The organism is Bradyrhizobium sp. USDA 4486, from assembly GCF_054057995.1.
Genome location: NZ_JBSRZV010000001.1, coordinates 2,882,544 through 2,908,105, shown reverse-complemented (window position 1 = coordinate 2,908,105; position 25,562 = coordinate 2,882,544). Strand labels below are relative to the sequence as shown.

Annotated in this window: 25 protein-coding genes and 1 pseudogene; 21 read left to right on the top strand and 5 right to left on the bottom strand. The window is 65.3% G+C overall.

Annotated elements, in window-relative coordinates; all coding sequences use genetic code 11:
* Window positions 1–198 precede the first annotated feature (198 nt).
* Window positions 199–1,167, top strand: coding sequence for a catechol 2,3-dioxygenase (locus ACVWY3_RS14340; RefSeq protein ID WP_456839028.1), 969 nt, complete (start codon window positions 199–201; stop codon window positions 1,165–1,167).
* Here ACVWY3_RS14340 and ACVWY3_RS14335 read toward each other — a convergent pair.
* Together ACVWY3_RS14335 and ACVWY3_RS14330 are read right to left on the bottom strand one after the other, a co-directional pair.
* Window positions 1,164–4,682, bottom strand: coding sequence for a molybdopterin cofactor-binding domain-containing protein (locus ACVWY3_RS14335; RefSeq protein ID WP_456839027.1), 3,519 nt, complete (start codon window positions 4,680–4,682; stop codon window positions 1,164–1,166). The two genes, ACVWY3_RS14340 and ACVWY3_RS14335, sit on opposite strands and share 4 nt — an antisense overlap.
* The gene (locus tag ACVWY3_RS14330; RefSeq protein ID WP_456839026.1) at window positions 4,682–5,164 is read right to left on the bottom strand and encodes a (2Fe-2S)-binding protein; all 483 of its coding nucleotides are present in this window, start codon (window positions 5,162–5,164) and stop codon (window positions 4,682–4,684) included. Before ACVWY3_RS14330 ends, ACVWY3_RS14335 begins: the two co-directional genes overlap by 1 nt.
* Before the next feature lie 239 nt (window positions 5,165–5,403).
* Here ACVWY3_RS14330 and ACVWY3_RS14325 point away from each other — a divergent pair.
* The 8 genes and pseudogenes from ACVWY3_RS14325 (at window position 5,404) to ACVWY3_RS14290 (ending at window position 13,523) form a co-directional block, all read left to right on the top strand.
* Window positions 5,404–6,863 (top strand): annotated as a pseudogene (locus ACVWY3_RS14325) (6-hydroxynicotinate reductase).
* A complete protein-coding gene (locus tag ACVWY3_RS14320; RefSeq protein WP_456839025.1) occupies window positions 6,860–7,756 on the top strand; it encodes a UPF0280 family protein in 897 nt (298 codons plus the stop codon). The pseudogene ACVWY3_RS14325 and the gene ACVWY3_RS14320 overlap by 4 nt, the downstream one beginning before the upstream one ends.
* Before the next feature lie 15 nt (window positions 7,757–7,771).
* Entirely contained in the window at window positions 7,772–8,356 is a 585-nt protein-coding gene (locus ACVWY3_RS14315) for an amino acid synthesis family protein (RefSeq protein ID WP_024338309.1), read from the top strand.
* A 33-nt stretch (window positions 8,357–8,389) separates the two neighbouring features.
* Window positions 8,390–9,592: an ABC transporter substrate-binding protein gene (locus ACVWY3_RS14310; protein ID WP_456839024.1), complete on the top strand. Its 1,203-nt coding sequence runs from the start codon at window positions 8,390–8,392 to the stop codon at window positions 9,590–9,592.
* A 70-nt stretch (window positions 9,593–9,662) separates the two neighbouring features.
* The gene (locus ACVWY3_RS14305) at window positions 9,663–11,552 is read left to right on the top strand and encodes an ABC transporter permease (protein ID WP_456839023.1); all 1,890 of its coding nucleotides are present in this window, start codon (window positions 9,663–9,665) and stop codon (window positions 11,550–11,552) included.
* Window positions 11,549–12,340, top strand: coding sequence for an ABC transporter ATP-binding protein (locus ACVWY3_RS14300; protein WP_456839022.1), 792 nt, complete (start codon window positions 11,549–11,551; stop codon window positions 12,338–12,340). The genes ACVWY3_RS14305 and ACVWY3_RS14300 overlap by 4 nt, the downstream gene beginning before the upstream one ends.
* A complete protein-coding gene (locus ACVWY3_RS14295) occupies window positions 12,337–13,041 on the top strand; it encodes an ABC transporter ATP-binding protein (RefSeq protein ID WP_456839021.1) in 705 nt (234 codons plus the stop codon). The genes ACVWY3_RS14300 and ACVWY3_RS14295 overlap by 4 nt, the downstream gene beginning before the upstream one ends.
* A 14-nt stretch (window positions 13,042–13,055) precedes the next feature.
* Window positions 13,056–13,523, top strand: coding sequence for a MarR family winged helix-turn-helix transcriptional regulator (locus ACVWY3_RS14290; RefSeq protein ID WP_456839020.1), 468 nt, complete (start codon window positions 13,056–13,058; stop codon window positions 13,521–13,523).
* A gap of 111 nt (window positions 13,524–13,634) precedes the next feature.
* On the opposite strand, the gene ACVWY3_RS14285 is transcribed toward ACVWY3_RS14290, so the two are convergent.
* Window positions 13,635–14,831, bottom strand: coding sequence for an amidohydrolase family protein (locus tag ACVWY3_RS14285; protein ID WP_456839019.1), 1,197 nt, complete (start codon window positions 14,829–14,831; stop codon window positions 13,635–13,637).
* 157 nt (window positions 14,832–14,988) lie between these two features.
* Here ACVWY3_RS14285 and ACVWY3_RS14280 point away from each other — a divergent pair, with 157 nt between their 5' ends.
* The 8 genes from ACVWY3_RS14280 (at window position 14,989) to ACVWY3_RS14245 (ending at window position 18,869) form a co-directional block, all read left to right on the top strand.
* Window positions 14,989–15,762 carry a ferredoxin--NADP reductase gene (locus tag ACVWY3_RS14280; protein ID WP_456839018.1) on the top strand — a complete coding sequence of 258 codons (774 nt, stop codon included), beginning with the start codon at window positions 14,989–14,991 and terminating at the stop codon, window positions 15,760–15,762.
* 204 nt (window positions 15,763–15,966) lie between these two features.
* Window positions 15,967–16,293: a hypothetical protein gene (locus tag ACVWY3_RS14275; protein WP_456839017.1), complete on the top strand. Its 327-nt coding sequence runs from the start codon at window positions 15,967–15,969 to the stop codon at window positions 16,291–16,293.
* 95 nt (window positions 16,294–16,388) lie between these two features.
* Window positions 16,389–17,660 (top strand): cytochrome P450, encoded by a 1,272-nt coding sequence (locus tag ACVWY3_RS14270; protein ID WP_456839016.1) that lies wholly within the window; start codon window positions 16,389–16,391, stop codon window positions 17,658–17,660.
* 151 nt (window positions 17,661–17,811) lie between these two features.
* A complete protein-coding gene (locus ACVWY3_RS14265; RefSeq protein WP_456839015.1) occupies window positions 17,812–17,997 on the top strand; it encodes a hypothetical protein in 186 nt (61 codons plus the stop codon).
* A gap of 13 nt (window positions 17,998–18,010) precedes the next feature.
* Window positions 18,011–18,208, top strand: a complete 198-nt coding sequence (locus ACVWY3_RS14260) for a hypothetical protein (RefSeq protein WP_456839014.1) — start codon at window positions 18,011–18,013, stop codon at window positions 18,206–18,208.
* Window positions 18,205–18,438: a hypothetical protein gene (locus tag ACVWY3_RS14255; RefSeq protein ID WP_456839013.1), complete on the top strand. Its 234-nt coding sequence runs from the start codon at window positions 18,205–18,207 to the stop codon at window positions 18,436–18,438. The genes ACVWY3_RS14260 and ACVWY3_RS14255 overlap by 4 nt, the downstream gene beginning before the upstream one ends.
* The gene (locus ACVWY3_RS14250) at window positions 18,439–18,594 is read left to right on the top strand and encodes a hypothetical protein (RefSeq protein ID WP_456839012.1); all 156 of its coding nucleotides are present in this window, start codon (window positions 18,439–18,441) and stop codon (window positions 18,592–18,594) included. It begins immediately after the preceding gene.
* A gap of 41 nt (window positions 18,595–18,635) precedes the next feature.
* Window positions 18,636–18,869 carry a hypothetical protein gene (locus ACVWY3_RS14245; protein WP_456839011.1) on the top strand — a complete coding sequence of 78 codons (234 nt, stop codon included), beginning with the start codon at window positions 18,636–18,638 and terminating at the stop codon, window positions 18,867–18,869.
* A gap of 61 nt (window positions 18,870–18,930) precedes the next feature.
* Here the strand turns inward: ACVWY3_RS14245 and ACVWY3_RS14240 are convergent, their stop codons facing one another.
* A complete protein-coding gene (locus ACVWY3_RS14240) occupies window positions 18,931–20,181 on the bottom strand; it encodes a DUF763 domain-containing protein (protein WP_456839010.1) in 1,251 nt (416 codons plus the stop codon).
* Between the two features lie 123 nt (window positions 20,182–20,304).
* Here ACVWY3_RS14240 and ACVWY3_RS14235 point away from each other — a divergent pair, with 123 nt between their 5' ends.
* Window positions 20,305–21,453: a mechanosensitive ion channel family protein gene (locus ACVWY3_RS14235; protein WP_456839009.1), complete on the top strand. Its 1,149-nt coding sequence runs from the start codon at window positions 20,305–20,307 to the stop codon at window positions 21,451–21,453.
* A gap of 62 nt (window positions 21,454–21,515) precedes the next feature.
* On the opposite strand, the gene ACVWY3_RS14230 is transcribed toward ACVWY3_RS14235, so the two are convergent.
* Window positions 21,516–22,496 carry a tripartite tricarboxylate transporter substrate binding protein gene (locus ACVWY3_RS14230; protein ID WP_456839008.1) on the bottom strand — a complete coding sequence of 327 codons (981 nt, stop codon included), beginning with the start codon at window positions 22,494–22,496 and terminating at the stop codon, window positions 21,516–21,518.
* Window positions 22,497–22,608: 112 nt separating this feature from the next.
* Between ACVWY3_RS14230 and ACVWY3_RS14225 the strand changes: the two genes are divergently transcribed.
* From ACVWY3_RS14225 to dctA, 3 genes are read left to right on the top strand one after another with little or no spacing between them, the layout of a single operon-like run.
* A complete protein-coding gene (locus ACVWY3_RS14225) occupies window positions 22,609–23,316 on the top strand; it encodes a TetR/AcrR family transcriptional regulator (protein WP_456839007.1) in 708 nt (235 codons plus the stop codon).
* Between the two features lie 30 nt (window positions 23,317–23,346).
* On the top strand, window positions 23,347–24,231 hold the full coding sequence (locus ACVWY3_RS14220) for an amidohydrolase family protein (RefSeq protein ID WP_456839006.1): 885 nt from the start codon (window positions 23,347–23,349) through the stop codon (window positions 24,229–24,231).
* The gene (gene dctA, locus ACVWY3_RS14215) at window positions 24,228–25,529 is read left to right on the top strand and encodes a C4-dicarboxylate transporter DctA (protein ID WP_456839005.1); all 1,302 of its coding nucleotides are present in this window, start codon (window positions 24,228–24,230) and stop codon (window positions 25,527–25,529) included. Before ACVWY3_RS14220 ends, dctA begins: the two co-directional genes overlap by 4 nt.
* The last annotated feature ends 33 nt before the right edge of the window (window positions 25,530–25,562 follow it).

Here is a 25,562-nt window from a genome sequence, read left to right as displayed (position 1 = left end):
CATTCGGCCACTCCGTCCCGTGGGCTTTGTCATCGGGAGGGGGCGGATTTCGACCGGCACCGCGCCGTTTGATTTGTTGACGGGACCTAATCATGTGTACATTAGTACAAATGACCCCTCGGGCGCGAGCGCGTTGCAGCTCTGTGCCCGATCGCGCGATCCGGCGCAGCGGGTCGCAAGCCACCTCTGGAGGACGTCATGCAGCCCGAACCGATCCTCGATCTCGCCCATCTCGGCCACATGGAACTGCTGACGCCGAAGCCCGACGAGAGCCTGAAGTTCTTCGTCGACGTCATGGGCATGACGGTGAGTGGGCAGAAGGGCGAGTCGGTGTACTTGCGTGGCTGGGACGATTACGAGCGCTATTCGCTCAAGCTCACGGCATCGAAGACCTCAGGCATGGAGCACATGGCGCTGCGCGCGCGCAGTCAGCAGGCGCTGGAGCGCCGCGTCGCCGCGCTGCAGGGCTCCGGGTTCGACATCGGCTGGATCGAGGGCGACATGGGGCAGGGGCCGGCCTTCCGCTGCCGCGATCCCGACGGCCATATCGTCGAGCTCTATTACGAGACCGAATGGTATCAGGCCCCGCCGGAGCTCAAGCCCGCGCTGAAGAACCAGGCGCAGCGCTTTCCGGCGCGCGGCATTAACGTCCGCCGCCTCGACCATCTCAACTGCCTCGCCGTCGACATCAAGGCGAACCGCGAATTCTTCGAAAATTATCTCGGCTGCCGCCTCACCGAGCAGATCGTGCTCAACGACGGGCGTGAGGCGGCGATGTGGCTGACCATGTCGAACAAGAGCTACGACTTCGCCTATTCGCTCGACCATTCCGGCACGCCCGGCCGCTTCCACCATGTCACCTATGCGCTCGACAGCCGCGAGGAGATCCTTCGTGCCGCCGACATCTTCCTCGAGAACGGCGTGCACATCGAGACCGGCCCGCACAAGCACGCGATCCAGCAGACCTTCTTCCTCTATGTCTACGAGCCCGGCGGCAACCGCGTCGAGGTCGCCAATGCCGGCGCGCGCCTCATCCTCGCGCCCGACTGGAAGCCGATCGTGTGGACCGAGGAAGAGCGCAAGAAGGGCCAGGCCTGGGGCTTGAAGACGATCGAGTCCTTCCACACCCACGGCACGCCGCCGGTGGAGATGAAGAAGCACGGCTAATGCGTTGAAGCGCGTACACGTGCGATCGTCTCCCGCACGCCCGTCCAGGCCGGCTTGTCCGGCGCAAACTGCCCGCGCAGGAAGCTGACGAGCTCTTCGACCTGTGCGTCGCTCATGCTGTTCCTGAATGCGGGCATGTAGCCGAGGTCGCTCGACACAGGCTCGGCGATGCCGTGCAGGATGACCTGGACGAGATTGTCCGGCTTCGCGCTGTGCAGGTTGCTGTTGAGCGCGAGCGAGGGCCTGGTGCCGAACAGCGGCAGGCCGCCGACCTCGTGGCAGACGGCGCAGGCGCCCTGATAAAGGCGCGCGCCGGGGGACGAGGCCACGGTGACTTGCGTTGCGCCCTCGAGCTTTACGGCGAGTGCCGGCGCATCAGCCGCGGTGTCGTTGAACGAGTTGAGATAGACCGCCATCGCGCGGATGTCGTGGTCGGGCAGGGCCTTGAGATCCCTGATAACAGGCGCCATCGGACCGGCAGCGACACCGTGATAGCGGGAATGGCCGGTGCGCAAGTACGCGAACAGCTCGTCCTCACTCCACGGGATCGGCGCGTGCGAGACCGAGGTCAGCGGCGGCGCCTCCCAGCCCTCGGCAAACCCGCCGGCGAGATAGGCATTGCGCTGCTCGGCGCCGAGCGCGTTGCGTGGCGAATGGCAGCCGCTGCAATGGCCGAGGCTCTCGACGAGATAGGCGCCGCGATTCCATTCCTCCGATGCGGCGGGATTGGGCTTGAACTCCTTTGCGTGATGGAACAGCGCGTTCCATCCGGCGAGCAGTGGGCGAAGGTTGAACGGGAAGGCCAGTTCGTTCGCCGGCGCTGTCGCGCGCACTGCCGGTTGCGCCATCAGATAGGCATAGAGCGCCTGCATATCGGCGTCGCTGGTCCTCGCAAAATGCGTGTAGGGGAAGGCGGGATAGAGCTGCCGTCCGTCGCGATGCAAGCCCTCGCGCATCGCGCGCTCGAAGGCGGGATAGGACCAGGCGCCGATACCGGTCTCGACGTCGGGTGTGATGTTGGTCGAGAAGATCGTGCCGAACGGCGTCTCCAGCGCGCGGCCGCCGGCGTTGAGTGCGCCGTTGAGGCTGGTGTGGCACTCCGCGCAATTGCCGAGCGCCGCAAGCTGCCGGCCGCGCGCGATGGTCGCGGCGGAGTAGACCGATGCGTCGGGCCGCGCGATTGGCGCGATGACGCGGCCGGGCAGCAGCGCCGCGCCGATGCCGAGCGCCGCAGTGCAGACGGCCGCGATCGTTGCGACAATACCGGCACTTTTGGCGAAGGGATTTTCCCAGATGCGACGCGGTTTTGGCGCAGCGGGCGCGGGCAGGGCCTGCGGCACGGGCGATGCTTCCCCATGCAGGCCCTTCAGGATGCGCTCTGGCGTGAACGGCGGCTCGCGGAAGCGCACCCCGGTGGCATCGAAGATCGCATTGGCAATCGCTGCAGCGCTCGGGACCGACGCGGACTCGCCGACGCCGAGCGGGGGCTGGTCTTGCCGCGGCAGCATCAAGACGTCGATCTTGGGCACATCAGGCAAGGGAATGATCGGATAGGCACCCCATTCCCGCGCCGCCACCGCGCCGCGCTCGAACGAGACCTCCTCCATCAACGCGCGGCTGGTGGACTGGATGACGTTGCCGTGGATCTGGTGGCGCACGCCGTCCGGATTGATCATCAGGCCGGAATCCTGCCCGGCGACGACGCGCGTCACGCTGACATCGCCGGTGGTCTTGTTCACCGCGACGTCGGCGATCCAGGCCGACCACGCCGCACCGTAGCCGGGAAACTTGCTGTGGACATACAGCGCATAGGCAAAGCCGCGCCCGTGCACGATCTCGCCGTTCTTGTCCTCGCGGACCGGACGCGGCCTCCAGCCCGCGCGCTCGGCAACCGCGTTGACGAGATCGACCGCGCGCGGATCCTTCAGATAGCGCAGACGGTATTCGATCGGGTCGACGCCGGCCTCGGTGGCGGCCTCGTCGATGTAGGACTCATGTGCAAAGGTGTTTGGCAAGGCCGAGACGCCGCGAAACCAGGAGGCGCGCACGATCGGCGGCATGTCGTGGGCGACCACGCGCATATTTTCGTAGTCGTAAGGCGGGATCGCGGTGCGGTCGCCCATCTGCAGCACGGCAGGCTCGGATGGAATGCGACCGGTCAGCAGCAGTGCGAGCGTCGGCGCGGCATTCGACGGATAGCGCGTGGCGAGATCGTAACCGGCGATGCCGCCGTTGGCGTCGAGGCCGCCATTGACGTCGATGAGCTGCGCGGTGCCCTTGGGCTCCCAGGCGTGTTCCTGCTCGCGCGTGAGCTGCACACGGACGGGCCGGCCGACTGCGCGCGATAGCAATAGCGCGTCGGCGCTCACGTCATCGGCGCAATTGCGGCCGTAGCAGCCGGCGGCCTCTAAGCGGATGACCTCGATCTCGCTCTCTGGACGTTCGATCAGTAACGCGAGATCGGCGCGAAGCACGTGCGGATTCTGCGTGCCCGACCAGACGCGGATGTTGCCGTCCTGGACATCGGCGACGGCGCAGGAGGGGCCGATCGAGGCGTGCATCTGATACGGCCAGACGTAAGTGCGTTGCATCGGCTTGGCCGCGCTAGCGATGGCGGCATCCACGTTGCCCTTGTCGATCAGCGTGCGGGGCGTCGACGGATTGGCGCGCAGCGCGGTCTCGACATCAGAGAGGTCGGTGAGAGCAGGCGTCGGCTTCCAGCTCACCTTGAGCTGCTCGGCCGCGCGCATCGCGTTCTCCTCGCGCTCGGCAACCACGCCGACGAAATCACCGATGCGAACGACAGCGACAAGGCCGGGTATGTCGCGCACCGAGGATTCGTCGATGCCGATCAGGCTGGTGCCGACGAACGGGCCGGCATCGACGCCGGCATAGGGCGGGCGCACCACGCGGCCGTGCAGCATGCCGGGCAGGCGAATATCGTGCACGAAGGTCAATTCGCCCGTGGCCTTGGCGGGCAGGTCGACGCGCGGGACCGACTGGCCGACGATGGCGTAATCGCCGACAGGCTTCACGGCGATATCGTCGGCAAGCTCGAGCCGGATCTCTTCGCCGCCGATCAACTCCCCATAGCTGACGCTGCGATTATGCCCGCGGACGAGACCGTCCTCGATCTTCAGCTCAGCCCCAGGCAGCTCCAGCCGCTCCGCCGCGCGCGCGATCAGGAACTGCCGCGCTTGCGCTGCGGCCTTGCGCAGGGGCACGGCGGTGATCTGGATGGTTTCGCTGGCAATCGTCGCGCCCTGGTTCGGCACCACTGCGGTGTCGCCGAGCACGACGACGACGCGCGCAAAGGATACATCCAACTCTTCGGCGACGATCTGGCCCAGCGCGGTGCGGATGCCGGTGCCGAGATCGACATGGCCGTTATAGGCGGTGACCGAGCCGTCCGCGGTGATGCGGACGAAGGTCTCTGTTGTGACCTCGTCCACGGTGCGGACGACGACGAGCGAACCTGGTGGCCGCTCAGCTCCGTTCGAGACAGGGGAGGCCATCAATCCGCGGCCTCGGTGAGCTGGCCGGAGGCGCGCATCACGGCGCGCAAAATTTCGACATGCGTGCCGCAGCGGCAGAGATTGTAGCGCAGCGCGGCGAGCGCCTCCTGCTCGGTCGGCTGCGGATTGATCGCGAGCAGCGCCTTGGTGGTCATGATGATGCCGTTGAGGCAGTAGCCGCATTGCGCGGCCTGCTCGTCGATGAAGGCCTGCTGCACCACGTCGGGCTCGTCGCGGGTGCCGAGCCCTTCGAGCGTCACGATGTCGCGGCCGGCGCAGCCGCCGATGGGAATCACGCAGGAGCGCGCGGCACTGCCGTCAATCAGGACAGTACAGGTGCCGCATTCACCGAGGCCGCAACCGTATTTCGGGCCGTTGAGCGCGAGATCGTTGCGCAGCACATAGAGCAGCGGCGTGTCGCGCGCCGCGCTGACCTCGCGGATCCGGCCGTTGACGGTGAGGCGGATCGGTGCCTGCATCATCCCTGTTCCCAAGCGCGCAAATGAAATTCGACGTCGTGACGATACCGTTTGTACACAAACGTGCAAGCCGTGCATGCCGCACTGCAGCGCGGCTGCCTTGTTTCTGTACAGCGCGGCTAGGCAAATGAGGTTTTATGCGGCAGCAGCATCTTTTGCGCTGCACCGGTCCTTGACAGCCCCGGGGACCGCGCGCAACATCGTTCGTATACGAATGATAACGACGTCTCCGCTGGCCCCATATGGTGATGGAAACAACGAGCGCTGCCACCGACAAGATCCGCTGCGATGCCTGTCCGGTGATGTGCTACATCAAGCCGGGCGCGGCGGGCGCCTGCGACCGCTATGCCAACCATGACGGCAAGCTCGTCCGCGTCGATCCGCATGTGATCCTGGAGCGCACGGTCGAGCACGGCGGCAAGCTGGTGCCGTTCAGCCGCACCGAAGACTGGGACGGCAAGATCGTCCACGAGCCTTCAACCTTTGTCACCGCGATCGGCGCGGGTACGACCTATCCCGACTACAAGCCGGCGCCATTCATCGTCTCGGCGGAGGTCGACGGCGTCGACATGGTGACCGTAGTCACCGAGGGCATCTTCTCTTATTGCGGCATCAAGGTGAAGATCGACACCGACCGCTATCTGGGGCCGGAGACCGCGACCGTGCGCGCGCAGGGCGAGGCGGTCGGCCACGTCACGACCAGCGAATACGGCTCGCAGATGCTGTCGCTCGGCGGCGTGCATCATCTCACCGGCGGCTCCAAGAAGGAGGGCCGCGTCACCTGCGATACGCTGATGGATCTCGCCAATTGCAAGGCGGTAGAGCTGACCATCGATGGCGGCGCCACGGTCGTGGTGCAGGCCGGTCAGCCGCCGATCGTCAACGGCGTGAAGGAAGAGCGCATGCGCGTCGGCTGCGGCTCGGCGACGATCGGCATGTTCGCCAAGCAGTGGCACGGCAAGGTCGATGAAGTCGTCGTGGTCGACGACCACATCACCGGCGTTCTCAGTGAGCATCAGGCGGGAAAACTGCTCGGCATCCCCGACACCGGCATCAAGATGAAGGGCCGGCGCTCGACGCCCGGCCGCTATTTTCAGGTCGCCGATCCCGGCACGGGCTGGGGCGGCACCAACATCTCCGATCCGCTGTCGATTCTGGGGCCATTCGATCCCAAGGAAGCAAGGCCCGGCCTGTCGATGCTGATGGTCTCCACGACCGGCGAGCATTCGTCCTATTACGTGCTCGATGAGGCCTTGAAGCCGGTCGAAACCGAGATGCCGGCCGACCTGAAATTCTCCGTCGAGCGCATCCAGGAGAACTGCGAGCCGGCGCTGTGCACGGTGCTGTTCATGGCGGGGGCCGGCGGCTCGCTGCGCGCGCCGGCGTCACCGACAATCCGGTGCGGCTGACGCGCTCGGTGAAGGATGCGCTGACACGCGTCACCAGCGGCGGCGCGCCTGTTTATGTCTGGCCCGGCGGCGGTATCACCTACATGGTCGACGTGACGCAGATGCCGGCGGGAGCGTTCGGCTATGTGCCGACGCCGGCGCTGGTCGCGCCGATCGAGTTCACGATGAAGCTGTCCGACTATGCCGCGCTCGGCGGGCACATGGACTACGTCAAGCCCCTCGCCGAAGTGCAGAACGGCGAAGATGTCCGCCAGCTGCCCTGGCAGAACCCGCTCCCGGGACGCCGGGCATGACACGGCTCCCGCAAATCGCATTGCTGTCTGATGGCCGGCGGCTGCATTTGCAGGATGGACCGATTGATCTGGTCGTTGAGGCGAGGGGAGAGCGGGACGAGGTGCGAGCGGCTTATGAGGCTGCGGCGCGAAGGTTTACCGGACTGCTCGACGAACTCTGCACGGAACTGCCGGACCTGCGGACGGCCGCTGGGGCGCGGACCTCGCTGAAGGGCGTGGTGACGCGTCGCATGCACGCCGCCGTCGCGCCCTATGCTGCCGATTGCTTCATCACGCCGATGGCCGCGGTTGCCGGCAGCGTGGCGGAGGAAATTCTGGGTGCGATGGTCTGCGCGGCGAGGCTCGATCAGGCCTATGTCAACAATGGCGGCGATATCGCGCTTCACCTCGGCGCAGGCGAGCACTTCTCGGTCGGCCTGATGGACCGGCCCGATCGCAATGGCGTGATGCGGGTGATGAAGGTCGATGCCGACGATCCCGTGCGCGGCATCGCGACCAGTGGACGGCACGGGCGCAGCTTTTCGCTTGGCATTGCGGATGCCGTAACGGTGTTGGCGGCGACGGCATCGCAGGCCGATGCGGCGGCGACGATCGTTGCCAATGCAGTCGATCTGCCCGGCCATCCCGCCATCACCCGGACGCCTGCGAACGAGCTTCAGCCGGACAGCGATCTCGGCGCGCGTCTCGTCACCCGCGGCGTCGGTGAATTGTCGCAGAAGGACATTGCGGCTGCGCTGGAATCTGGCGCGGAATGTGCACGGCAATTATTCGATCGCGGTCTGATCGAGGGTGCCATGCTCAGGCTTTGTGGTGATATGCTTGTCATAGGACCTAAGGATGTAAAAGAGCAGCGACCGCGCTCGCTTGTGCTGGAGAATGCGGTCGGTGCCTGAACAGGGAAGCGAAACATGAGTGCGATCATCCGCAAGATCGTCACGGTCGTCGAAGAGACGCAGATGGAGATGGGCCGCCAGGTCTCGCCGCCGACCCGGCGCGCCGCGGCAATTGCCGTGATCGAAAATCCCTTTGCCGGAAAATATGTCGAGGACCTTTCGCCGTTGATCGCGATCGGCGAGGAGCTCGGCGAGCTCCTGTCGAAGCGCGCAGTAGCCGCGCTCGGCATCGACGGCGCGAAGGCGCAGAGCTACGGCAAGGCCGCGGCCGTCGGCGAGAACGGCGAGCTGGAGCATGCCGCCGCGATCCTGCATCCCAAGATGGGCGCGCCGGTGCGCAAGGTGCTGGGCAAGGGCGCGGCACTGATCCCGTCGTCGAAGAAGCGCAGTGGTCCCGGCACGACGCTGGATATTCCGCTCGGGCACAAAGACGCTGCCTTTGTGCGCAGCCATTTTGACGGAATGGAAGTGCAGATCAATGACGCGCCGCGCGCCAATGAGATCATGGTCGCGGTCGCCGTCACCGACAGCGGCCGTCCGCTGCCGCGCGTCGGCGGGCTGACGGTCGCGGAGATCAAGGGCGAAGACGGTTTGCGCTAGAACACGCAAGAGAGTTCAAAACTGGAGGTTGGGATGCGAGCAAGAAACTACTTCGTCGGCGCGGCCTTCGCGCTTCTGGCCGGCGGCATCGCCCATTCGGCCATGGCGCAGGACATCAAGATCGGCGAGATCAACAGCTATTCGCTGCTGCCGGCGTTCACCGAGCCCTATCGCAAGGGCTGGCAGCTCGCGGTCGAGGAGATCAACGCGGCCGGCGGCATCAACGGCAAGAAGCTCGTCGTGATCTCCAAGGACGACGGCGGCAAGCCGGCCGACGCGCAGACCGCGGCCAATGAGCTCGTGTCGAGCGAGGGCGTGGCAATGCTGACGGGCACGTTCCTGTCAAACATCGGACTCGCGGTCAGCGACTTCGCCAACCAGAAGAAGGTCTTCTTCCTCGCGGCCGAGCCGCTGACGGACGCCGTGACCTGGGCGAAGGGCAACAAATACACGTTCCGCCTGCGCCCCTCCAACTACATGCAGGCCGCGATGCTGGTGGAAGCCGCCGCGAAGCTGCCGGCAAAGCGCTGGGCGACGATCGCGCCGAACTATGAATACGGGCAGTCGGCGGTGTCGGTGTTCAAGAAGCTGATGTCGGAGAAGCGCCCCGACATTCAGTGGGTCGACGAGCAGTGGCCGCCGCAGGGCAAGATAGACGCAGGTCCCGTGGTGCAGGCGGTTGCCGCCGCCAATCCGGAGGCGATCCTCAACGTCACCTTCGGCGCCGACCTCGTCAAGCTCGTGCGCGAGGGCAACACCCGCGGCCTGTTCAAGGGGCGCGAGGTCGTCTCGTTCCTGACCGGCGAGCCCGAATATCTCGACCCGCTCAAGGACGAGACGCCGGAGGGCTGGATCGTCACCGGCTATCCCTGGTACTCGATCAAGACGCCTGAGCACGACGCGTTCCTGAAGGCCTACCAGGGCAAGTACAACGACTATCCGCGCCTCGGCTCGATCGTCGGCTACCAGACCATCAAGGCGGCGGCGGCGATCCTCGCGAAGGCCGGCTCGACCGATCCGGAGAAGCTGATCGCTGCGGCGGAGGGTCTCTCCATGCCGTCTCCGTTTGGCGAGATCACGTTCCGCAAGATCGACCACCAGTCGACGCTCGGCGCCTATGTCGGCAAGACCGCGCTGAAGGATGGCAAGGGCGTGATGGTGGATTCGTCCTACAAGAAGGGTTCGGACTATCTGCCCAGCGATGCCGAAGTCGAGAAGCTGCGGCCGAAGGATTGATCGCTCTTTGTCTCTCCCTCTCCCCGCTCTTCGCGGGGAGAGGTGACTTCAAACCTAACCCGGACCGCCGATGGCCTTTTACGTCGTACAGTTTCTGACAGGTCTTGCCAGCGCAGCGTCGCTGTTCCTGGTGGCCTCGGGCCTGTCGATCATCTTTGGCGTGACGCGGATCGTGAATTTCGCGCATGGCGCCTTCTACATGATCGGCGCCTATATCGCCTTTACGCTGAGCGAGCGCCTCTCCGGCGCGTTCGGCTTCTGGGGCAGCATCGTGCTGGCCGCGTTGGCCGTGGCGGTGATCGGCGTCATCGTCGAGATGGTGCTGCTTCGCCGCATTTATCATGCGCCGGAACTGTTCCAGCTGCTCGCGACCTTCGGCCTGACCTTGATGGTCGAGGACCTCGTCGTGCTGATCTGGGGTCCGGACGATCTCGTCGGGCGCCGCGCGCCGGGCTTCAAGGGCGCGATCGATTTCTTCGGCCAAAACATCCCGAGCTACGACCTGTTCCTGATCGTGCTCGGCCCCGTCGTGCTCGGCATTCTCTGGCTGTTGTTCCAGCGCACCCGATGGGGCGTGCTGGTGCGCGCCGCGACGCAGGACCGCGACATGGTGGCAGCGCTCGGTGTCAATCAGAAATGGCTGTTCACGAGCGTCTTCGCGGTCGGCGTCTTTCTCGCCGCCCTCGGCGGAGCGCTCCAGATCCCGCGCGATGCCGTGCATCATGCGATGGACCTGCGCATCATCGTCGAGGTCTTTGTCGTCGTGGTGATCGGCGGCCTCGGCAGCATCGTCGGTGCGTTCGTTGCGGCGGTGCTGGTCTCCGAGCTCAATGCCTTCGGCATCCTCATCTTTCCGAAAATCTCCATCATCCTGGTCTTCCTGGTGATGGCCGTGGTACTGATCGTGCGGCCCTGGGGCCTATTCGGCAAGCCGGAGGCGGCCGCCCGCAAGACGCCGGGCCTCACCGTCAATCCCTGGCGACCTCTGACCTCGAACGAGCGGCTGGCCGCGCTGGCAGCGCTCGTGATCGCGGCGATGCTGCCGCTGTTCGCCGGCAATTATCTTCTCACGGTCGGCTCGGAGATCGCGATCTTCGTGATCTTCGCCGTCTCCTTGCATTTCCTGATGTCGGTCGGCGGGCTCGCATCGTTCGGCCACGCCGCCTATTTCGGCCTCGGCGCCTACGGCATCGCCTTCCTCGCCAAGATGGCGGGGCTGCCGATGATCGTGTGCCTTCTGCTCGGGCCGCTGCTCGGCTGCATGGGCGCCGCCGTGTTCGGCTTCTTCGCCGTGCAGCTCTCCGGCGTCTATTTTGCCATGCTGACGCTCGCCTTTGCGCAGATCGTCTGGTCGATCGCGTTCCAATGGGTGAGCGTCACGGGCGGCGACAACGGCATTCTCGGCGTCTGGCCTTCGAGCTGGGCGGCGAGCCCGTCGCATTTCTATTGGCTGGCGCTCGGCATTACCGCGCTCGTCACGATCGCACTGCGGATCATGGTGTTCTCGCCGTTCGGCTACGCGCTCCGCGCGACACGCGACTCGCTGCTGCGCAGCGAGGCCATCGGCATCAACGCCAAGCGCATCCAGTGGACCGCCTTCGTGATCGCGGGCACGACTGCCGGCATCGGCGGCGCGCTGTTCGCTTATCTGAAGGGCAGCGTCTTCCCTGACAATCTCGGCATCTCGCTCTCCGTCGATGCGCTGGTCATGGTGCTGCTCGGCGGCGTCGAGACGGTGTCGGGCGCGGTGATCGGCGCCATCGTCTACAAGGCTTTGAACATCTGGCTGGTCAGCCAGACCGATCTGTCAAAACTCGTGCTCGGCGGCTTCATTGTGCTGATCGTCGTGGTCTTCCCGAAAGGCATCGTCGGCATGCTGGAGATGCTGGCGCAGCGCCGCCGGAAGTCGTCGCCGCCGGGATCACCCTTGCTTGCCAAGCCGATCGAGTCCGCCGAATGAGCGTCGCACCCCCACTTCTCGCGGTCGAAGGCCTGACCAAATCGTACGGCGGCATCCATGCCGTCCGCGGCGTGTCGTTCTCGTTGCGCGCGGGCGAAATCCTGGCGCTGATCGGCCCGAACGGCGCCGGCAAGAGCACCTGCTTCGACATGCTCAACGGCCAGAACAAGCCTGATAGCGGCCATGTCCGGCTGCTCGGCGAAGAGACCACCGGCAAGAAGCCGCGCGACATCTGGCGCATGGGCGTCGGGCGCACTTTCCAGATCACCGCGACCTTCGCCACGATGACCGTGCGCGAGAATGTGCAGGTCGCGCTGATCTCCCATGGCAGGCATCTGTTCAATCTGTTCGGCTCGGCGCCGAATTTCGATCGCGGCGAGGCCGGGCGGCTGCTGGAGCTGGTCGGCATGGGCGGCTATGCTGATCGGCCGTGCGGCGAGCTCGCCTATGGCGACCTCAAGCGGCTCGAGCTTGCGGTGGCGCTCGCCAACCAGCCGAAGCTCTTGCTGATGGACGAGCCGACCGCCGGCATGGCGCCGCGCGAGCGCGTCGATCTGATGCGGCTCACGGCTCAAATCGCGCGAGAAAAATCCATCGGCGTGCTCTTCACCGAGCACGACATGGACGTGGTGTTCGAGCATGCCGACCGCATCATCGTGCTCAATCGCGGCACGCTGATCGCCGAGGGCTCGCCGGCCGAGGTGCGCGGCAATCCGCAGGTGCAGGCGGTCTATCTCGGCGAGGGCCTCGTCTACGATGCCCGCCATCGCGAGGGAACCTCGGCATGAAGCTCTTGGTGCAGGACCTCAACAGCCATTACGGCCCGGCGCATATCCTGTTCGACATCGGTTTCGAGGTCGGCGAGGGCGAGGTGGTGGCGCTGCTCGGCCGCAACGGCGCCGGCAAGTCGACGACGTTCCGTTCGATCGTCGGGCTCGTCGCACAGCGCTCCGGCCGCATCATGTTCGAGGGCAAGGACGTCTCGGCGAAGCCGACCCACGAGATCGTGCGCGAGGGGCTCGGCTATGTGCCGGAGGAGCGGCGCATCTTCACGGATTTGACGGTGGAGGAGAATCTCGAAGTCGGCCGCCAGCCGAAGCGAGCGAATGCGCCGCACTGGACGCGCGAAAAGCTGTTCGCGCTGTTCCCCAATCTCGGCGAGATGAAGAACCGCCCGGGCGGCCGCATGAGCGGCGGCGAGCAGCAGATGCTGACGATTGCGCGCACGCTGATGGGCAATCCGTCGTTGGTGCTGCTGGACGAGCCCTCGGAGGGCCTGTCGCCGAAGATCGTGGAGCAGATGGTCGATGCCATCCTGACCATGAAGAGAGAAGGCGTCAGCATCGTCGTCTCCGAGCAGAATCTGCATTTCGCGCGGTTGATCTCCGATCGCGCCTATATCATCGAGCGCGGCCGCATCTGCTTCGGCGGCACCATGGCCGAGCTCGACGCGCGTCCGGATATCCGCGACGCGCATCTGTCGTTGTGAGGGGTGGGGAAGGGATGGCGAGAAGCGTCGCGGTGAAGAAGGGCGTCAAGCCGGCCAAATCGCCTTCCAAGCTGCCCTACGTGCTCGACGAGCAGGTCGGCTTCATCCTGCGCCAGGTCTGGCAGCGCCACAGCGCGATCTTCTCCCGCGACATCGGCACCAACCTGACGCCGACGCAATGGGCGGCGTTGTCGAAGCTCGCCGAGACCGGCGCGTGTTCGCAGAACCAGCTCGGACGGCTCACGGCGATGGACGTCGCGACCATCAAGGGCGTGATCGACCGCCTGACCGCGCGCGGCCTGACCGAGACCAGTCAGGACCCCGAGGACGGCCGGCGCTTGCTGGTGAGTCTCACGCGCGCCGGCCAGCAGCTCGCGGAGAAGCTCGCGCCGAACGCGCTCGCAATCACCCGGGAGACCCTGGCGCCGCTCGATGCGAAAGAGCGCGAGACGCTGATGGCGCTTCTCAACAAGCTGAGGTGATTCATCGTCATTCCGGGGCACGCGCATTGCGCGTGAACCCGGAATCCAGAGGTCGTGGCGCGAGATTCCGGGTTCGCGCTGACGCGCGCCCCGGAATGACGGCACGTGCCGTCACTTCCCCACCACCTCCGGCACTTTCCCCGCCGGCGGCGTATTGCGGCTGCGCTGGGTGCGCACGATGCCGTCGATGATGGTCATGCCGATGCCGGGCAGGTCGCCGAGCTGGACGCTCTCCAGGATGTTCTTGCCGGGCGAGTGCTGCGCCTTGTCCATGATGACGAAATCGGCGGAGCGGCCGACTTCAATGAGGCCGCAATCGAGCTGTCGCATCCGCGCGGTGTTGCCGGTGGCAAGGCAGAACGCGATCTCGGCCGGAAGCTCACCGAGCGAGGACAGCATCGAGACCATGCGCAGGATGCCGAGCGGCTGCACGCCGGAGCCGGCGGGCGCGTCGGTGCCGAGGATGACGCGGTGCAGATCGCCCATCTCGCGCGCGGTGCGCAGGGTGAACAGGGCCGAGCGCTCATTGCCGTTGTGCACCAGCTCGAGGCCGCGCTTGCAGCCCTCGCAGATGCAGCGGATCTGGTCGTCGGGCAGGGCGGTGTGGCCGCCATTGATGTGACCGACCACGTCGGTGTCGGCCTCCAGCACCACGTCCTTGTCGATCAGGCCAGAACCGGGGATCGAGGGACCACCGGTGTGGATCGTGCTCTGGATGCCGTATTTGCGGGCCCAGCCGACCATCTTGCGCGCGGTCGGACCGTCCTTGACGCCGCCGAGGCCGACCTCGCCGAGCAGCTTGACGCCATTGGCGGCCATCTCCTTGAAGTCTTCCTCGACCATCTCGCATTCGATCACCGGCGCGCCGGCGTGAACCTTCACGCCGCCGGGCCGCAAGGTCCAGAACGCGCGTTGGGCGAACACCGCCATGGCCTTGAGCCCAACGACGTCGCGGGGCCGGCCGGGCATGTGCACTTCGCCCGCCGAGATCATGGTGGTGACGCCGCCGTGGAGATAGCTGTCGATCCAGTTGATCTGGTTCTGCCGCGGCGTCCAGTCGCCGGCGACAGGATGGACATGGCTGTCGATCAGGCCCGGCGCCACCGTGGTGCCGTGGGCGTCGACGATGGTGGTCGCGCCTTCCGTGTTGCAGTCCTTGAAGCGGCCGATCGCGGTGATCTTGCCGTTCTCGGCGACGATGGTGTCGCCGTCCAGGATCGGCTTTTCCAGGGCGCCGGACAGGATCAGGCCGATATTGCGGATCACGAGCTTCGAGGGTCCGGTGGCCTGGGGGGCGTCATGCGCCATGGAAGGGCTCCTTATTCCTAACTGCAACGCTCGCGATCTTGGGCAGGCTTGACCCCGGGATCAAGCAGGATTATTCATTAGTATACGAATGATAGTGTACAAACGACGCATAGCTGCCCGCCTCGAGAACCGCAATTGACGCGACAGGGAAGGTGTGATGAGCAATTTCAATCAGGAAAGCGTTTTGAGCGTCCACCACTGGACCGACACGCTGTTCTCCTTCAAGACCACCCGCAGCCCGACCTTCCGCTTCCGTAACGGCGAATTCACCATGATCGGGCTCAAGGTCGGCGAGAAGCCCTTGCTGCGGGCCTACAGCGTCGCCAGCGCCAATTACGAGGACACGCTGGAGTTCTTCTCGATCAAGGTGCCGGACGGCCCGCTGACCTCGCGGCTCCAGCACCTGAAGCAAGGCGACGAGATCATCGTCAGCCGCAAGGCCACCGGGACGCTGGTGATCGATAACCTGGAAGAAGGGCGCAACCTCTACCTGATCGGCACCGGCACTGGCCTGGCGCCGTTCCTGAGCGTGATCAAGGACCCCGAGACCTATGAGCGGTTCGAGAAGGTCGTGCTGCTGCATGGCTGCCGCCATGTGAAGGAGCTCGCCTATGGCGAGATGATCACCGAGCATCTGCCGAAGGACGAGTTGCTCGGCGAGTACATCCGCGAGCAGCTGATCTATTATCCGACCGTGACCCGCGATCCCTTCCGCAACCGCGGCCGCATCACCGACCTCATCACGTCAGGCAAGCTGTTCACCGATATCGGCCTGCCGGTGCTGGAAGCCGCACACGACCGCGTCATGATCTGCGGCAGCCCGGCGCTGGTGGCGGACACTCGCGTGCTGCTCGGCGAGCGCGGTTTCGTCGAAGGCAACCACGGCGAGCCGGCCCAGTTCGTCGTCGAAAAGGCCTTTGCCGAACGCTAGAGCCAATTCCGCTGAAGCGGAACAGGCTCTGGAGTCTTATTTTGACGCGTTTTTCTTCACGCGAACCGGTATCCACTTCGCCCGAAAACGCTATGGGCCCCAGACTTTCTGCGCAACAAAGCCGCATTTTGGCCGCGGGGCGCCCGTTGCCCCGTCGATTCGGCGCTTGATACACTTGTGGGAACGAATCAGCGGAGTTCCCACATGGTTGCGGACAGCGACAGCAACATCGCCTGGCACCGGGTTCAGTTGAAGAAGAACCGCGCCGAGTTGAAGGCGCTCGAGACCGCGCGCTTCACGATGGGCGAGATCGCCTCCTCGAAGCGGAATGGCCAGACCCAGAAGGCGATTGCGGAACTCAAGCGCAAGATCGCGCAGTCCGAGCGCGCCATCGCCGATCACGACAAGCGCACGCGCCGGCCGCTCGGCACCGACCTGCAAAGCCTCAGTAACGGCAGCTGGAGCCATTGGGACTCCTACACCAACCAGCAACAGCGCAAGACCGGTCAGCGCTCGTCGGGACGCCGATAGGCGTCTCGCTCCCCGCGGTGAGGCGGTTCCGGCTCTTGCGCCGGCCGCTCCGCATCCCATCTGGTTGAGGCGCCACCAACCATCCCGGTGATCCCATGACACCGCGCCTCGATTTCACCAGCGAGGCCTTCTTTCGCGATCCGCCAAGGGTCGTTGCCGCGTTGCGCGCGCAGGGCCCCGTGGTTGCGACGCGCTTTCCCCTGGTCGGCGACGTCTGGATCACGACGACGCACGACGCGACCGCCCAGGTGCTGAAGGACAGTGCGACCTTCACGCTGCGCAAGGAGGGCGGCGGCCTCGCGGGCGTCCGCTGGTGGATGCCAAAGCTCGTCACAACCATCGCCAACAACATGCTGACGATGGACGAGCCTGACCATACGCGGCTGCGCAGCATCGTCGACGAAGCGTTCCGCCGCCGCGCCATCGTCGCGATGGAGCCGCGCATCCGCGACATTGCCGACGATCTTGCGTCAAAACTCTTCGCGGCCGGAAGCCCCGCCGATCTCGTCGAGCGCTATGCGCGCATCCTGCCGCTGTCGGTGATCTCGGAGCTGCTTGGCCTGCCCATGGCCGATCGCCCGAAGTTCATCGCCTGGGCCAACGCGATGTCCTCGCTGACAAATATCGTCAGCTTCGTCCGCCTGTTGTTCGCGTTCCGCAAGATGCGCGCGTACTTGGCGGAGCAGTTGCAGGTCGCGCGAGAGCAGGGCGGCGAGGGGCTGATCGCCGAGCTGGTCCAGGTCGAGCGCGAGGGCGGTCAGATCACACCGGACGAAATGGTGGCGATGGTGTTCCTGCTGCTGGCGGCGGGCTCGGAGACGACGACGCATCTCATCAGCGGCTCCGTCTACGAGCTGCTGAGAAATCCCGGCTTGCGCGACTGGCTGGAACAGGACTGGAGCCGCGCGGCCCTTGCGGTCGAGGAGTTCTTGCGTTTCGTCTCGCCAGTGCAATTCTCAAAACCGCGCTATGTGCGGCGGGACATCGAGCTCGACGGCGTACGCCTGAAGAAGGGCGATCGCGTGATGGTCATGCTCGCGGCGGCGAACATGGACCCTGCGGTGCACGACCAGCCGGAGCGGCTCGATCTCGAACGCAAGCCGAACCGCCATATATCCTTCGGCACGGGAATCCATTTCTGCCTCGGACATCAGCTCGCGCGGATCGAGGCGAGTTGCGCGCTCGAGGCCTTGTTCACGCGCTGGCCGCGGCTTGGTCTTGCCGTCGATCCATCGCACATACATTGGCGCAAGCGGCCCGGCATCCGCATGATTGCGAAACTGCCGGTCACAGCCGAGTCCCGCGGAACACAAATGCCGGCTGCGGCATCCGCGATAGTTGATCGTTCCCTCGTACAAGCGAGCTGACGCTTCTTTCTTCGAAATCCTCGCGCAATGCGTTCCGTCAGGAACGGGCCGTGGTGGCGACCGTTGTCCTGAGAGCTCGCGGCGACGAGAGTCGGGCACGAGTTCCGTGCCATCCGCACCGCAAGGGTTTCCACCTCTCAGGAGGCAAACTATGACCGGCAAGATGCCACCCGTTCCACCCGCCAATCGAAGCACGAAGGGAACTGGCGACAGCAAGCAGACGGCTGCTGATCAGGCGGGGCATGGCCAGCAGCGCGCGCAAAACCCTGACCAGCAGGGCCAGCAAGCCAACATCAAGCAGAACACGACCAACCAGGGCTATCAGCAGGACCGCTGAGGAGGCGACACTGATGTCGACATCCACCAAGACACCGAACAGCATTCGTCAGGGCGGACCCGGCGCATCGCACGAGAATGCGAAGGCTCCGCTGGAGGTCAAGAAGCCGGCGCCTGACCCGCAGCGCAGCCACAGCCGCGTATCAGGCGGCGGAGGCGAGCGCGATTCCCATCACCGGCACGATCCCGCAGACAAGGGTGGACGAGCATGAGCAGCAAGCACGCGAAACTGCACGCACCGACAAGCAAGGATCTTCGCGACAATCCGCTGATCGGCGGATCCAAGGGCGCGAACATGGCGAGCGCGTCGCCTGACGATGTCGAGGAGGCGCTCGGCGAGAACACGATGGAGGGCGACAGCGAAAACGACGTGACGTTTGCAGGCGGCATCGACAAGGACGTCGCGCATAGTGGAGCACCGCGCAGAGGCCGGAGGCCGTGAATGCAAGGCAAGAAGACCCACGAGCAGCAGATACGCATTCTCGAGCGCAAGCCTGACACGCCCGATGCGCGCGAGCTGGATCAGGCATTGCGCTCCGGTGATGACAGCGGACGCAGCACTGGCCCCAACGAGGGTGGTCAGAAGCCGCGAAAATGATCCGCGAGGAACCAAACGGTTCACTGCAAGAGGAGAAATCAATGCCAAGTGGACATGGCAGCAAGACGCATTTCAGGTCCGGCATGCATGGCAAGAGCGACGGCACCGGCGCCTTCGCCGAGGTGCCCAAGGAGAAGATCGGCGACAATATGGTGCTGTCGAACCGCGACAAGAAGCAGCATTCCGACATCCGCGGCATGGACAGCAAGTCGATCCAGACCGAGCAGTATCAGGATCATTCCGCCAACCGGCTCGGAAGCGACGACCAAGACTGAGACCTGAGAAGATCGAACTTCGGTCGTGTCCTCCACGACCGACCCTCTGGCGGACCGGCGATCAGCCGGTCCGCTTCTTTGTTTCGACGAGATCGCGCTCCCAGCCGAACACGGAGCGGCCGTCGAGATCGGGCGAAGCGGCGCGCTCGCCGGCAATGTAGGCCTCGACCGACGGCCCGCGCGCGGTTCGCTCGAGTCGGCGTGCCTGGTCGTCGAGGCGCTTGATCGCCTGCATCTCTTCCTCGCGTCCGAGCTTTGCGTTCCGGATCGCGCCCTTCAGCACGCGGATGGTCTCGTCATAGACCTTGATCGGAACGGGGTAGGGATGCCGGTCCTTGCCGCCATGGGCGAGCGAGAAGCGCGCGGGATCGGTGAAACGATAGGGCGCGCCATGTACGACCTCGGCGACCATCGCCAGCGAGCGCACCGTGCGTGCGCCGACGCCGGGCGTCAGCAATAACTCCGGGAAATCGACTGGCCCGCGCTCGGCCGCCGCGGCCAGCGTGCCGTGCAGGCGCCGCGCGAATACATCCTTTGGCCGGACATCGTGATGTGCTGGCATGATGAGGTGCGGCAGCATGGCCTGCGCAGGCTCGGGTGCGGTGCCGCTGAGCCGCTCGAATTCGGCGAGGATACGATCCGGCCCGAGATCGGAGAGCAGCTCGAGCTGGGCGACGCGCGAGACATCGGCGCGATGGTCGGTGAGGTTCACGATCTCACCCTGCTGCGGGCCGTCGATCGCGCTGTGCGGCGCATCGACAAAGCTCTTCAGCGCTTCCGAATGCCAGTGATAGCGGCGGGCCTGCCGCTTGTCGCCGTTCATGCCCTGCTGCACCACCGTCCATTTGCCGTCAACGGTGACGAAGAAGCCGTGGAGATAAAGGTCAAAGCCGTCCTGCACCGCGGCGCTGTCGACCTTCGCCACCAGGCGGCTGGCGCGGGTGAGGCTCGCGCCGTCGAAGCCGACGCGCTCGCCGAGCTGCAGCAGCTCGTCCGGCGTCTTGCGCGAATGCTGGCCGCGGCCGCCGCAGACATAGATGCCGAGCTCGTCCTGGAGCGGGCCAAGCCCGCGTTTCAGCGCGCCGATGACGGAGGTGGTGATGCCGGAGGAATGCCAGTCCATCCCCATCACGGCGCCGAATGACTGGAACCAGAACGGATGCGACAGACGCTGGAGGAATGCATCGCGCCCATAATGAAGCACGATCGCCTGCGTGACGATCGCCCCGAGCGAGGCCATGCGGCTCGCAAGCCAGGGGGGAACCCGCCCGGTGTGGAGAGGAAGGTCGGCGCTGCCGGTACGTCTGGTCATGTAGGTTTCAAATTAGCGCAATTCGGTACGGTTGCACCAGAAGAATGCTGCGTTGCGTGAGGCAAGGGAGCGAAGCCGGGCGGAACGCGTTGGCGAGCAGCGAATGCAAATCCAGGAACGCGAATGAATTGGCAGGCCCTCATGGCCGACATCGACAAGATGTTCGGGTGGATTCCCTCATGGATCATCGGTCTCGGCCTGGTAGGCGGGGCGATTCTGCTGGCGCTCGTGTTCCATCGATTCGCGGCTTGGCTGCTCAACCGCGCCTTCAGAACGCGCCTGCCTCTCATCAGCGTATTCATCGAGCGCACGTCGGGGCCGGCCCAACTGGCCCTCTGCCTTGCCGCCGTCGCATTGGTCCTGCCGCTTGCGCCGCTCGACGACGCGTTCCGCACGCCGTTGACGCGGCTGTTCGTGGTCGCCTTCATCGCGCTGATCGGCTGGATCTCGATCCGGATCGTCGACATGAGCGCGGCGCGCTATCTCCAGAACTTTCGCGACGTCACCGAGAACTTTGTCGCGCGCAAGCACGTGACGCAGGTGCGCGTGTTCAAGCGCGTCACCGACATCATCATCGTCATTATCACGGTGTCGACCGCGCTGATGACGTTCGACTCGGTCAGGCAATATGGCGTCAGCCTGTTCGCCTCGGCCGGTGCTGCCGGTATCATCGTCGGTCTTGCCGCACGGCCGCTGCTCAGCAACCTGATCGCGGGCTTGCAGATCGCCATCACCCAGCCGATCCGCATCGAGGATGCCGTGATCATCGAGAACGAGTGGGGCTGGGTCGAGGATATTGCCGCGACCTATGTCGTGATCCGGCTGTGGGACTGGCGCCGCATGGTGGTGCCGCTGTCCTATTTCATCGAAAAGCCGTTCCAGAACTGGACCCGCGACACCGCCTCCCTGATCGGCGTCATCGCGCTCCATGTCGACTATCGCGCCGACGTGCCCCGGATCCGGCGCTGGCTGGAGGCGGCGGTGAAGGAGTCCAAGCTATGGGACGGCGCCGTCGTCAATCTTCAGGTGATCGACGCGGATTCCCGGACTATCGAGCTGCGGGCGCTGGTCAGTGCACGAAATGCGCCGCAATCCTGGGACCTGCGCTGCGAGATCAGGGAGAAGCTCGTCGCCTTCATCCGCGACGAGATGCCGGAGGCTCTGCCGCGCGAGCGCGCGATCCTGATTCCGTCGCAGGGCGGCGGCGACGACATCGACCTGCTGCAGCGCCCCGCGGCGCCGGAGAAGATGCGGGCGAGCGCCCACAATTGAATCGAAGCGATCAGCCGGCGCCGACCACGGCAGCGTCAAACGAGATCCTTGTATGAAGAGCCTCACTGCGCGCGGATATCGGCGGCCTTCAGCACCGGCTCCCACTTGGTGGCTTCGGCATGGATATAGGCGTCAAAGTCCTTGGCGGAGGAGCCGACCGGGGTGGCACCGATCTTGCCGAGCGTCGACAGCACGTTCGGATCCTGCAGCGCCGCCTTCAGGTCGTTCTCCAGTCTTGCGACGATCTCCGGCGGCATTTTTGCGGGGCCGAGCACGCCCCACCAGACCGAGACGTCGTAGCCGGGCACGCCTGATTCCGCGACGGTCGGTACATCAGGCAGCGCCTTGGAGCGCTCGGCCGAGGTCACCGCGAGCGCGCGCACTGGGCCGCCTTCGAGCTGGCCGATCGCTTCCGCGAGCGGGTTGATGCTGAGCGGGATCTCGCCGGCGATCACGGCGGTCAGCGCCGGCGCGCCGCCCTTGTAGGGGATCGCGACGATCTTGGTGCCGGACATGTGTTTGAGCAGTTCGCCGGCGAGATGCGCCGAAGTGCCGTTGCCGGACATGCCATAGGAGAGCTTGTCCGGGTCCTTCCTGGCGGCGGCGAGGAGATCGCCGAGCGTCTTGTGGGGGCTGTCCTTGGCCACCACGATCGCGAGCGGCGAGGAGGCGACCTCGGTGATCGCGGTGAAATCCTTGAACGTGTCGTAGGGCACGCTCGGATAGATGAACTGGTTGAGCGGATGGCCGCTGGCGACCAGGATCAGCGTGTAGCCGTCGGCCGCGGACTGCGTCAGCGCCTGCGAGGCGACGATGCCGCCGGCGCCGGGACGGTTGTCGATGACAGGTTGCTGGCCCCAGGTCTTCGCCAGGGCCTGGGCCAGCGTGCGCGCGAGCACGTCGACCGCGCCGCCGGCGGCGTAGGGCACGAGGATGTGAACCGGCCTGCTCGGATAAGTGTCCGCCGCCTGCGCGGCGTCCGCAGCCAGCAGCAGGCTCGCGCCGAGCATCACGCCGGCGATCTTCTTGTTCAAACCCAGCATTCCCAGCACTCCTTGCGGGCACTTGCACCTGACGGCGGTCTCCGAGCCGTGCGGGCGCTGCCCATGGTTTTTGTTGACGAGACCTGATCTTTTGTACGATAGTACAAATCACATGGTACGCAAGCCCACCAGGGAAACGGCCCGCAAGCCGAACATGCGCGAGGCAATCCTCGCCGCGGCCGAGGAGCTGTTCGCGACCAACGGCTTCAACGCCGTTTCGGTGCGCGATATCGCGCAGGCTGCCGGGGCCAATCCGGGCAGCGTCACCTATCATTTCAAGACCAAGGACGGCCTGCTGCTGGAGATCTACCGGCGGCATTGTGGGCCGATGAATTTGCGCCGCTCCGAGCTGCTCGCCGCCGCAAAACGCGTGCGCGATCTGCAGGACCGGCTGGAGGCGATCGTTCGCGCCTATATTGTGCCGGCCTTCACCTCCGGCAGCGATCTCGCGGGCGGGGGCGCACGCTTCACGCGGCTGCGCGCGGTGATGTCGGCTGAGGGTAACGAGGTCGCGCGAAAGATCATCGCGCAGACCTTTGACGACACCAGCCACGCCTTCATCGACGCGATCCACGAGAGCCTGCCGCACATTCCGCGCACCGACATCGTCTGGCGCAGCCACTTCCTGCTCGGCGCGCTCTATTATTCGCTGGTGACGCCGGACCGCGTCTCGCGCCTCTCACGCGGCGAGGCCGACGGCAGCGATGCTGCGGGCGCGATCGAGCAATTGGTGCAGGCCACCGTCGCTGCCTTCCAGGCGCCGGCGCTCGATCAGGCCGCACCGGCACGGCGGCGGACTGCCGCAAGCAGCAAGATTTGAAAGCAGCGCTCGCGTTCGGCGGCTCACCTGATGTCGATGATGTATACGCCCACCATTCCGCCGCCAGATCCGAACACGCGCAGGCCGAAGTTCAAGCTGCCAAAGCTGTCCTGTGACGCGCATTGCCACATCTTCGGGCCTGGCTCCAAATATCCTTACGCCCCTGATCGCTCGTACACGCCGCCGGATGCGCCGCTAGAGGATTTTCGCGCGCTGCATACCACGCTTGGGGTGGAGCGCGCGGTCATCGTCAATGCCAGCGTGCACGGCACCGACAACACGGTGGCGCTCGATGCGATCGCGCAAAGCAATGGCGCCTATCGCGCCGTCGCCAATATCGGCGACACGATCACCGAGCGCGAGCTTCGTGTGCTGCACGAAGGCGGCTTCCGCGGCTGCCGTTTCAATTTCGTCCGGCATCTCGGCGGCGTCCCCGACAAGGGTGTGTTCAACCGCATCGTCGCGATGGTCGCACCGCTCGGCTGGCACATCGACCTGCATTTCGACGCGATCGATCTGCCGGAATATGCCGACGTGCTGACCAGGCTGCCGCTGAGCTACACCATCGACCATATGGGACGTGTGAAAGCGTCCGAGGGGCTCGACCAGCTTCCGTTCAAGATCTTGATCGAGCTGATGCAGCGCGACCAGAAGTGCTGGGTCAAGATCTGCGGCTCGGAGCGGGTCTCCTCCGCAGGTCCGCCCTTCACCGACGCGGTGCCGTTCGCGCGCAAGATCGTCGAGACTGCGCCTGATCGCGTCATCTGGGGCACGGATTGGCCGCATCCCAATGTCAAGGTGATGCCGAACGATGGCGACCTCGTCGACCTGATCCCGCTGTTCGCGCCGGAGCCGGAGTTCCAGCAGAAGATTCTGGTCGACAATCCCGCGCGCCTGTTCGAGTTCGACCGATGACCGCGATGGCGATCGACAAGCCGCGCGGGCGGGCCTGGTGGAAGGAACTCTGGATCCAGGTGCTCATCGCCATGGCGGCGGGCATCGCGCTTGGGATCGCCAGCCCCGAGGCGGGCGCCAGAATGCAACCGCTGGGGGATGCCTTCATCAAGGCTATCCGCATGCTGATCGCGCCGATCATCTTCTGCACTGTGGTGCACGGTATTGCCCATATGGCCGACATGGCGCGGGTCGGGCGCCTGGCGGTCAAGGCGATCATCTATTTCGAGATCATGACCACGATCGCGCTGATCATCGGTCTCGTCGCGGTGAACCTGCTCCGGCCCGGCGTCGGCATGAACATCGATCCCGCCAGCATCAACGCCAGCGCGATCGAGCCTTATGTCAAGCAGACCGGCGCGATCGGATTCGTACCATTCCTGATGAATATCGTGCCTGCGACCTTCATCGGCGCCTTTGCGGAAGGCAACATCCTCCAGGTGCTGTTCATCTCGGTGCTATCGGGCTTTGCGCTGGTGCAGCTTGGCGAGAGGGCCGCGCCGCTGGTGAGTCTGATCGACATCGCCGCCAGGATGGTGTTCGCGGTCGTCGGCTTCGTGATGTGGGCGGCGCCGATCGGCGCGTTCGGCGCCATTGCCTTTACCGTCGGCAAGTTCGGCGTCGGCTCGCTGGCCTCGCTCGGCAAGCTGCTCGGCGGCTTCTATCTCACATGCGTGGTCTTCATCATCGTAGCGCTCGGCCCGGTCGCGCGGCTGTGCGGCTTCTCGCTGCTCAAGTTGATCCGCTACATCTGGGAGGAGCTGCTGATCTGCATCGCCACCACATCGTCAGAGACGGTGCTGCCGCGGATGCTGACCAAGCTGGAGAAGGCCGGCTGCGAGAAGAGCGTGGTGGGACTCGTGATCCCCACCGGCTATTCTTTCAACCTCGACGGCACCTGTCTCTATCTCGCCGCCGCGTCGGTGTTCCTGGCGCAGGCGACCAATACGCCGTTCGGCCTCGCCGCGCAGATCGAGCTCTTGCTGATCCTGCTCGTGACCTCCAAGGGCGCGGCGGGGATCGCGGGTGCGGCCTTCGTCGTGCTGGCGGCGACGCTGTCGACGACCGACACCATACCGGTGACGAGCGTGGCGCTGGTGCTCGGCATCCATCGTCTGATGTCGCAGGGGCTGACGCCGACCAATCTGATCGGGAACGCGGTTGCGACCATCGCGATTGCAAAATGGGAAGGCGCGCTCGATGGCGAGCGGTTGAGGCGCGTGCTCGACGGCGCCGAACCAGCGGCTGTCGCGGCGTGAATGAACTGGCTTCCTGCATGAGGCAGGCAGCCC

Bases quoted from the DNA above. Each gene is read 5' to 3' on its own strand.
- ACVWY3_RS14310 (WP_456839024.1), top strand. From the start codon at position 8,390: ATGCGAGCAAGAAACTACTTCGTCGGCGCGGCCTTCGCGCTTCTGGCC.
- ACVWY3_RS14335 (WP_456839027.1), bottom strand. From the start codon at position 4,682: ATGGCCTCCCCTGTCTCGAACGGAGCTGAGCGGCCACCAGGTTCGCTC.
- ACVWY3_RS14235 (WP_456839009.1), top strand. From the start codon at position 20,305: ATGAATTGGCAGGCCCTCATGGCCGACATCGACAAGATGTTCGGGTGG.
- ACVWY3_RS14330 (WP_456839026.1), bottom strand. From the start codon at position 5,164: ATGATGCAGGCACCGATCCGCCTCACCGTCAACGGCCGGATCCGCGAG.
- ACVWY3_RS14265 (WP_456839015.1), top strand. From the start codon at position 17,812: ATGACCGGCAAGATGCCACCCGTTCCACCCGCCAATCGAAGCACGAAG.
- ACVWY3_RS14275 (WP_456839017.1), top strand. From the start codon at position 15,967: ATGGTTGCGGACAGCGACAGCAACATCGCCTGGCACCGGGTTCAGTTG.
- ACVWY3_RS14245 (WP_456839011.1), top strand. From the start codon at position 18,636: ATGCCAAGTGGACATGGCAGCAAGACGCATTTCAGGTCCGGCATGCAT.
- ACVWY3_RS14300 (WP_456839022.1), top strand. From the start codon at position 11,549: ATGAGCGTCGCACCCCCACTTCTCGCGGTCGAAGGCCTGACCAAATCG.
- ACVWY3_RS14320 (WP_456839025.1), top strand. From the start codon at position 6,860: ATGACACGGCTCCCGCAAATCGCATTGCTGTCTGATGGCCGGCGGCTG.
- ACVWY3_RS14270 (WP_456839016.1), top strand. From the start codon at position 16,389: ATGACACCGCGCCTCGATTTCACCAGCGAGGCCTTCTTTCGCGATCCG.
- ACVWY3_RS14230 (WP_456839008.1), bottom strand. From the start codon at position 22,496: ATGCTGGGTTTGAACAAGAAGATCGCCGGCGTGATGCTCGGCGCGAGC.
- ACVWY3_RS14285 (WP_456839019.1), bottom strand. From the start codon at position 14,831: ATGGCGCATGACGCCCCCCAGGCCACCGGACCCTCGAAGCTCGTGATC.
- ACVWY3_RS14250 (WP_456839012.1), top strand. From the start codon at position 18,439: ATGCAAGGCAAGAAGACCCACGAGCAGCAGATACGCATTCTCGAGCGC.
- ACVWY3_RS14340 (WP_456839028.1), top strand. From the start codon at position 199: ATGCAGCCCGAACCGATCCTCGATCTCGCCCATCTCGGCCACATGGAA.
- dctA (WP_456839005.1), top strand. From the start codon at position 24,228: ATGACCGCGATGGCGATCGACAAGCCGCGCGGGCGGGCCTGGTGGAAG.
- ACVWY3_RS14290 (WP_456839020.1), top strand. From the start codon at position 13,056: ATGGCGAGAAGCGTCGCGGTGAAGAAGGGCGTCAAGCCGGCCAAATCG.
- ACVWY3_RS14225 (WP_456839007.1), top strand. From the start codon at position 22,609: ATGGTACGCAAGCCCACCAGGGAAACGGCCCGCAAGCCGAACATGCGC.
- ACVWY3_RS14280 (WP_456839018.1), top strand. From the start codon at position 14,989: ATGAGCAATTTCAATCAGGAAAGCGTTTTGAGCGTCCACCACTGGACC.
- ACVWY3_RS14295 (WP_456839021.1), top strand. From the start codon at position 12,337: ATGAAGCTCTTGGTGCAGGACCTCAACAGCCATTACGGCCCGGCGCAT.
- ACVWY3_RS14305 (WP_456839023.1), top strand. From the start codon at position 9,663: ATGGCCTTTTACGTCGTACAGTTTCTGACAGGTCTTGCCAGCGCAGCG.
- ACVWY3_RS14255 (WP_456839013.1), top strand. From the start codon at position 18,205: ATGAGCAGCAAGCACGCGAAACTGCACGCACCGACAAGCAAGGATCTT.
- ACVWY3_RS14220 (WP_456839006.1), top strand. From the start codon at position 23,347: ATGTCGATGATGTATACGCCCACCATTCCGCCGCCAGATCCGAACACG.
- ACVWY3_RS14240 (WP_456839010.1), bottom strand. From the start codon at position 20,181: ATGACCAGACGTACCGGCAGCGCCGACCTTCCTCTCCACACCGGGCGG.
- ACVWY3_RS14260 (WP_456839014.1), top strand. From the start codon at position 18,011: ATGTCGACATCCACCAAGACACCGAACAGCATTCGTCAGGGCGGACCC.
- ACVWY3_RS14315 (WP_024338309.1), top strand. From the start codon at position 7,772: ATGAGTGCGATCATCCGCAAGATCGTCACGGTCGTCGAAGAGACGCAG.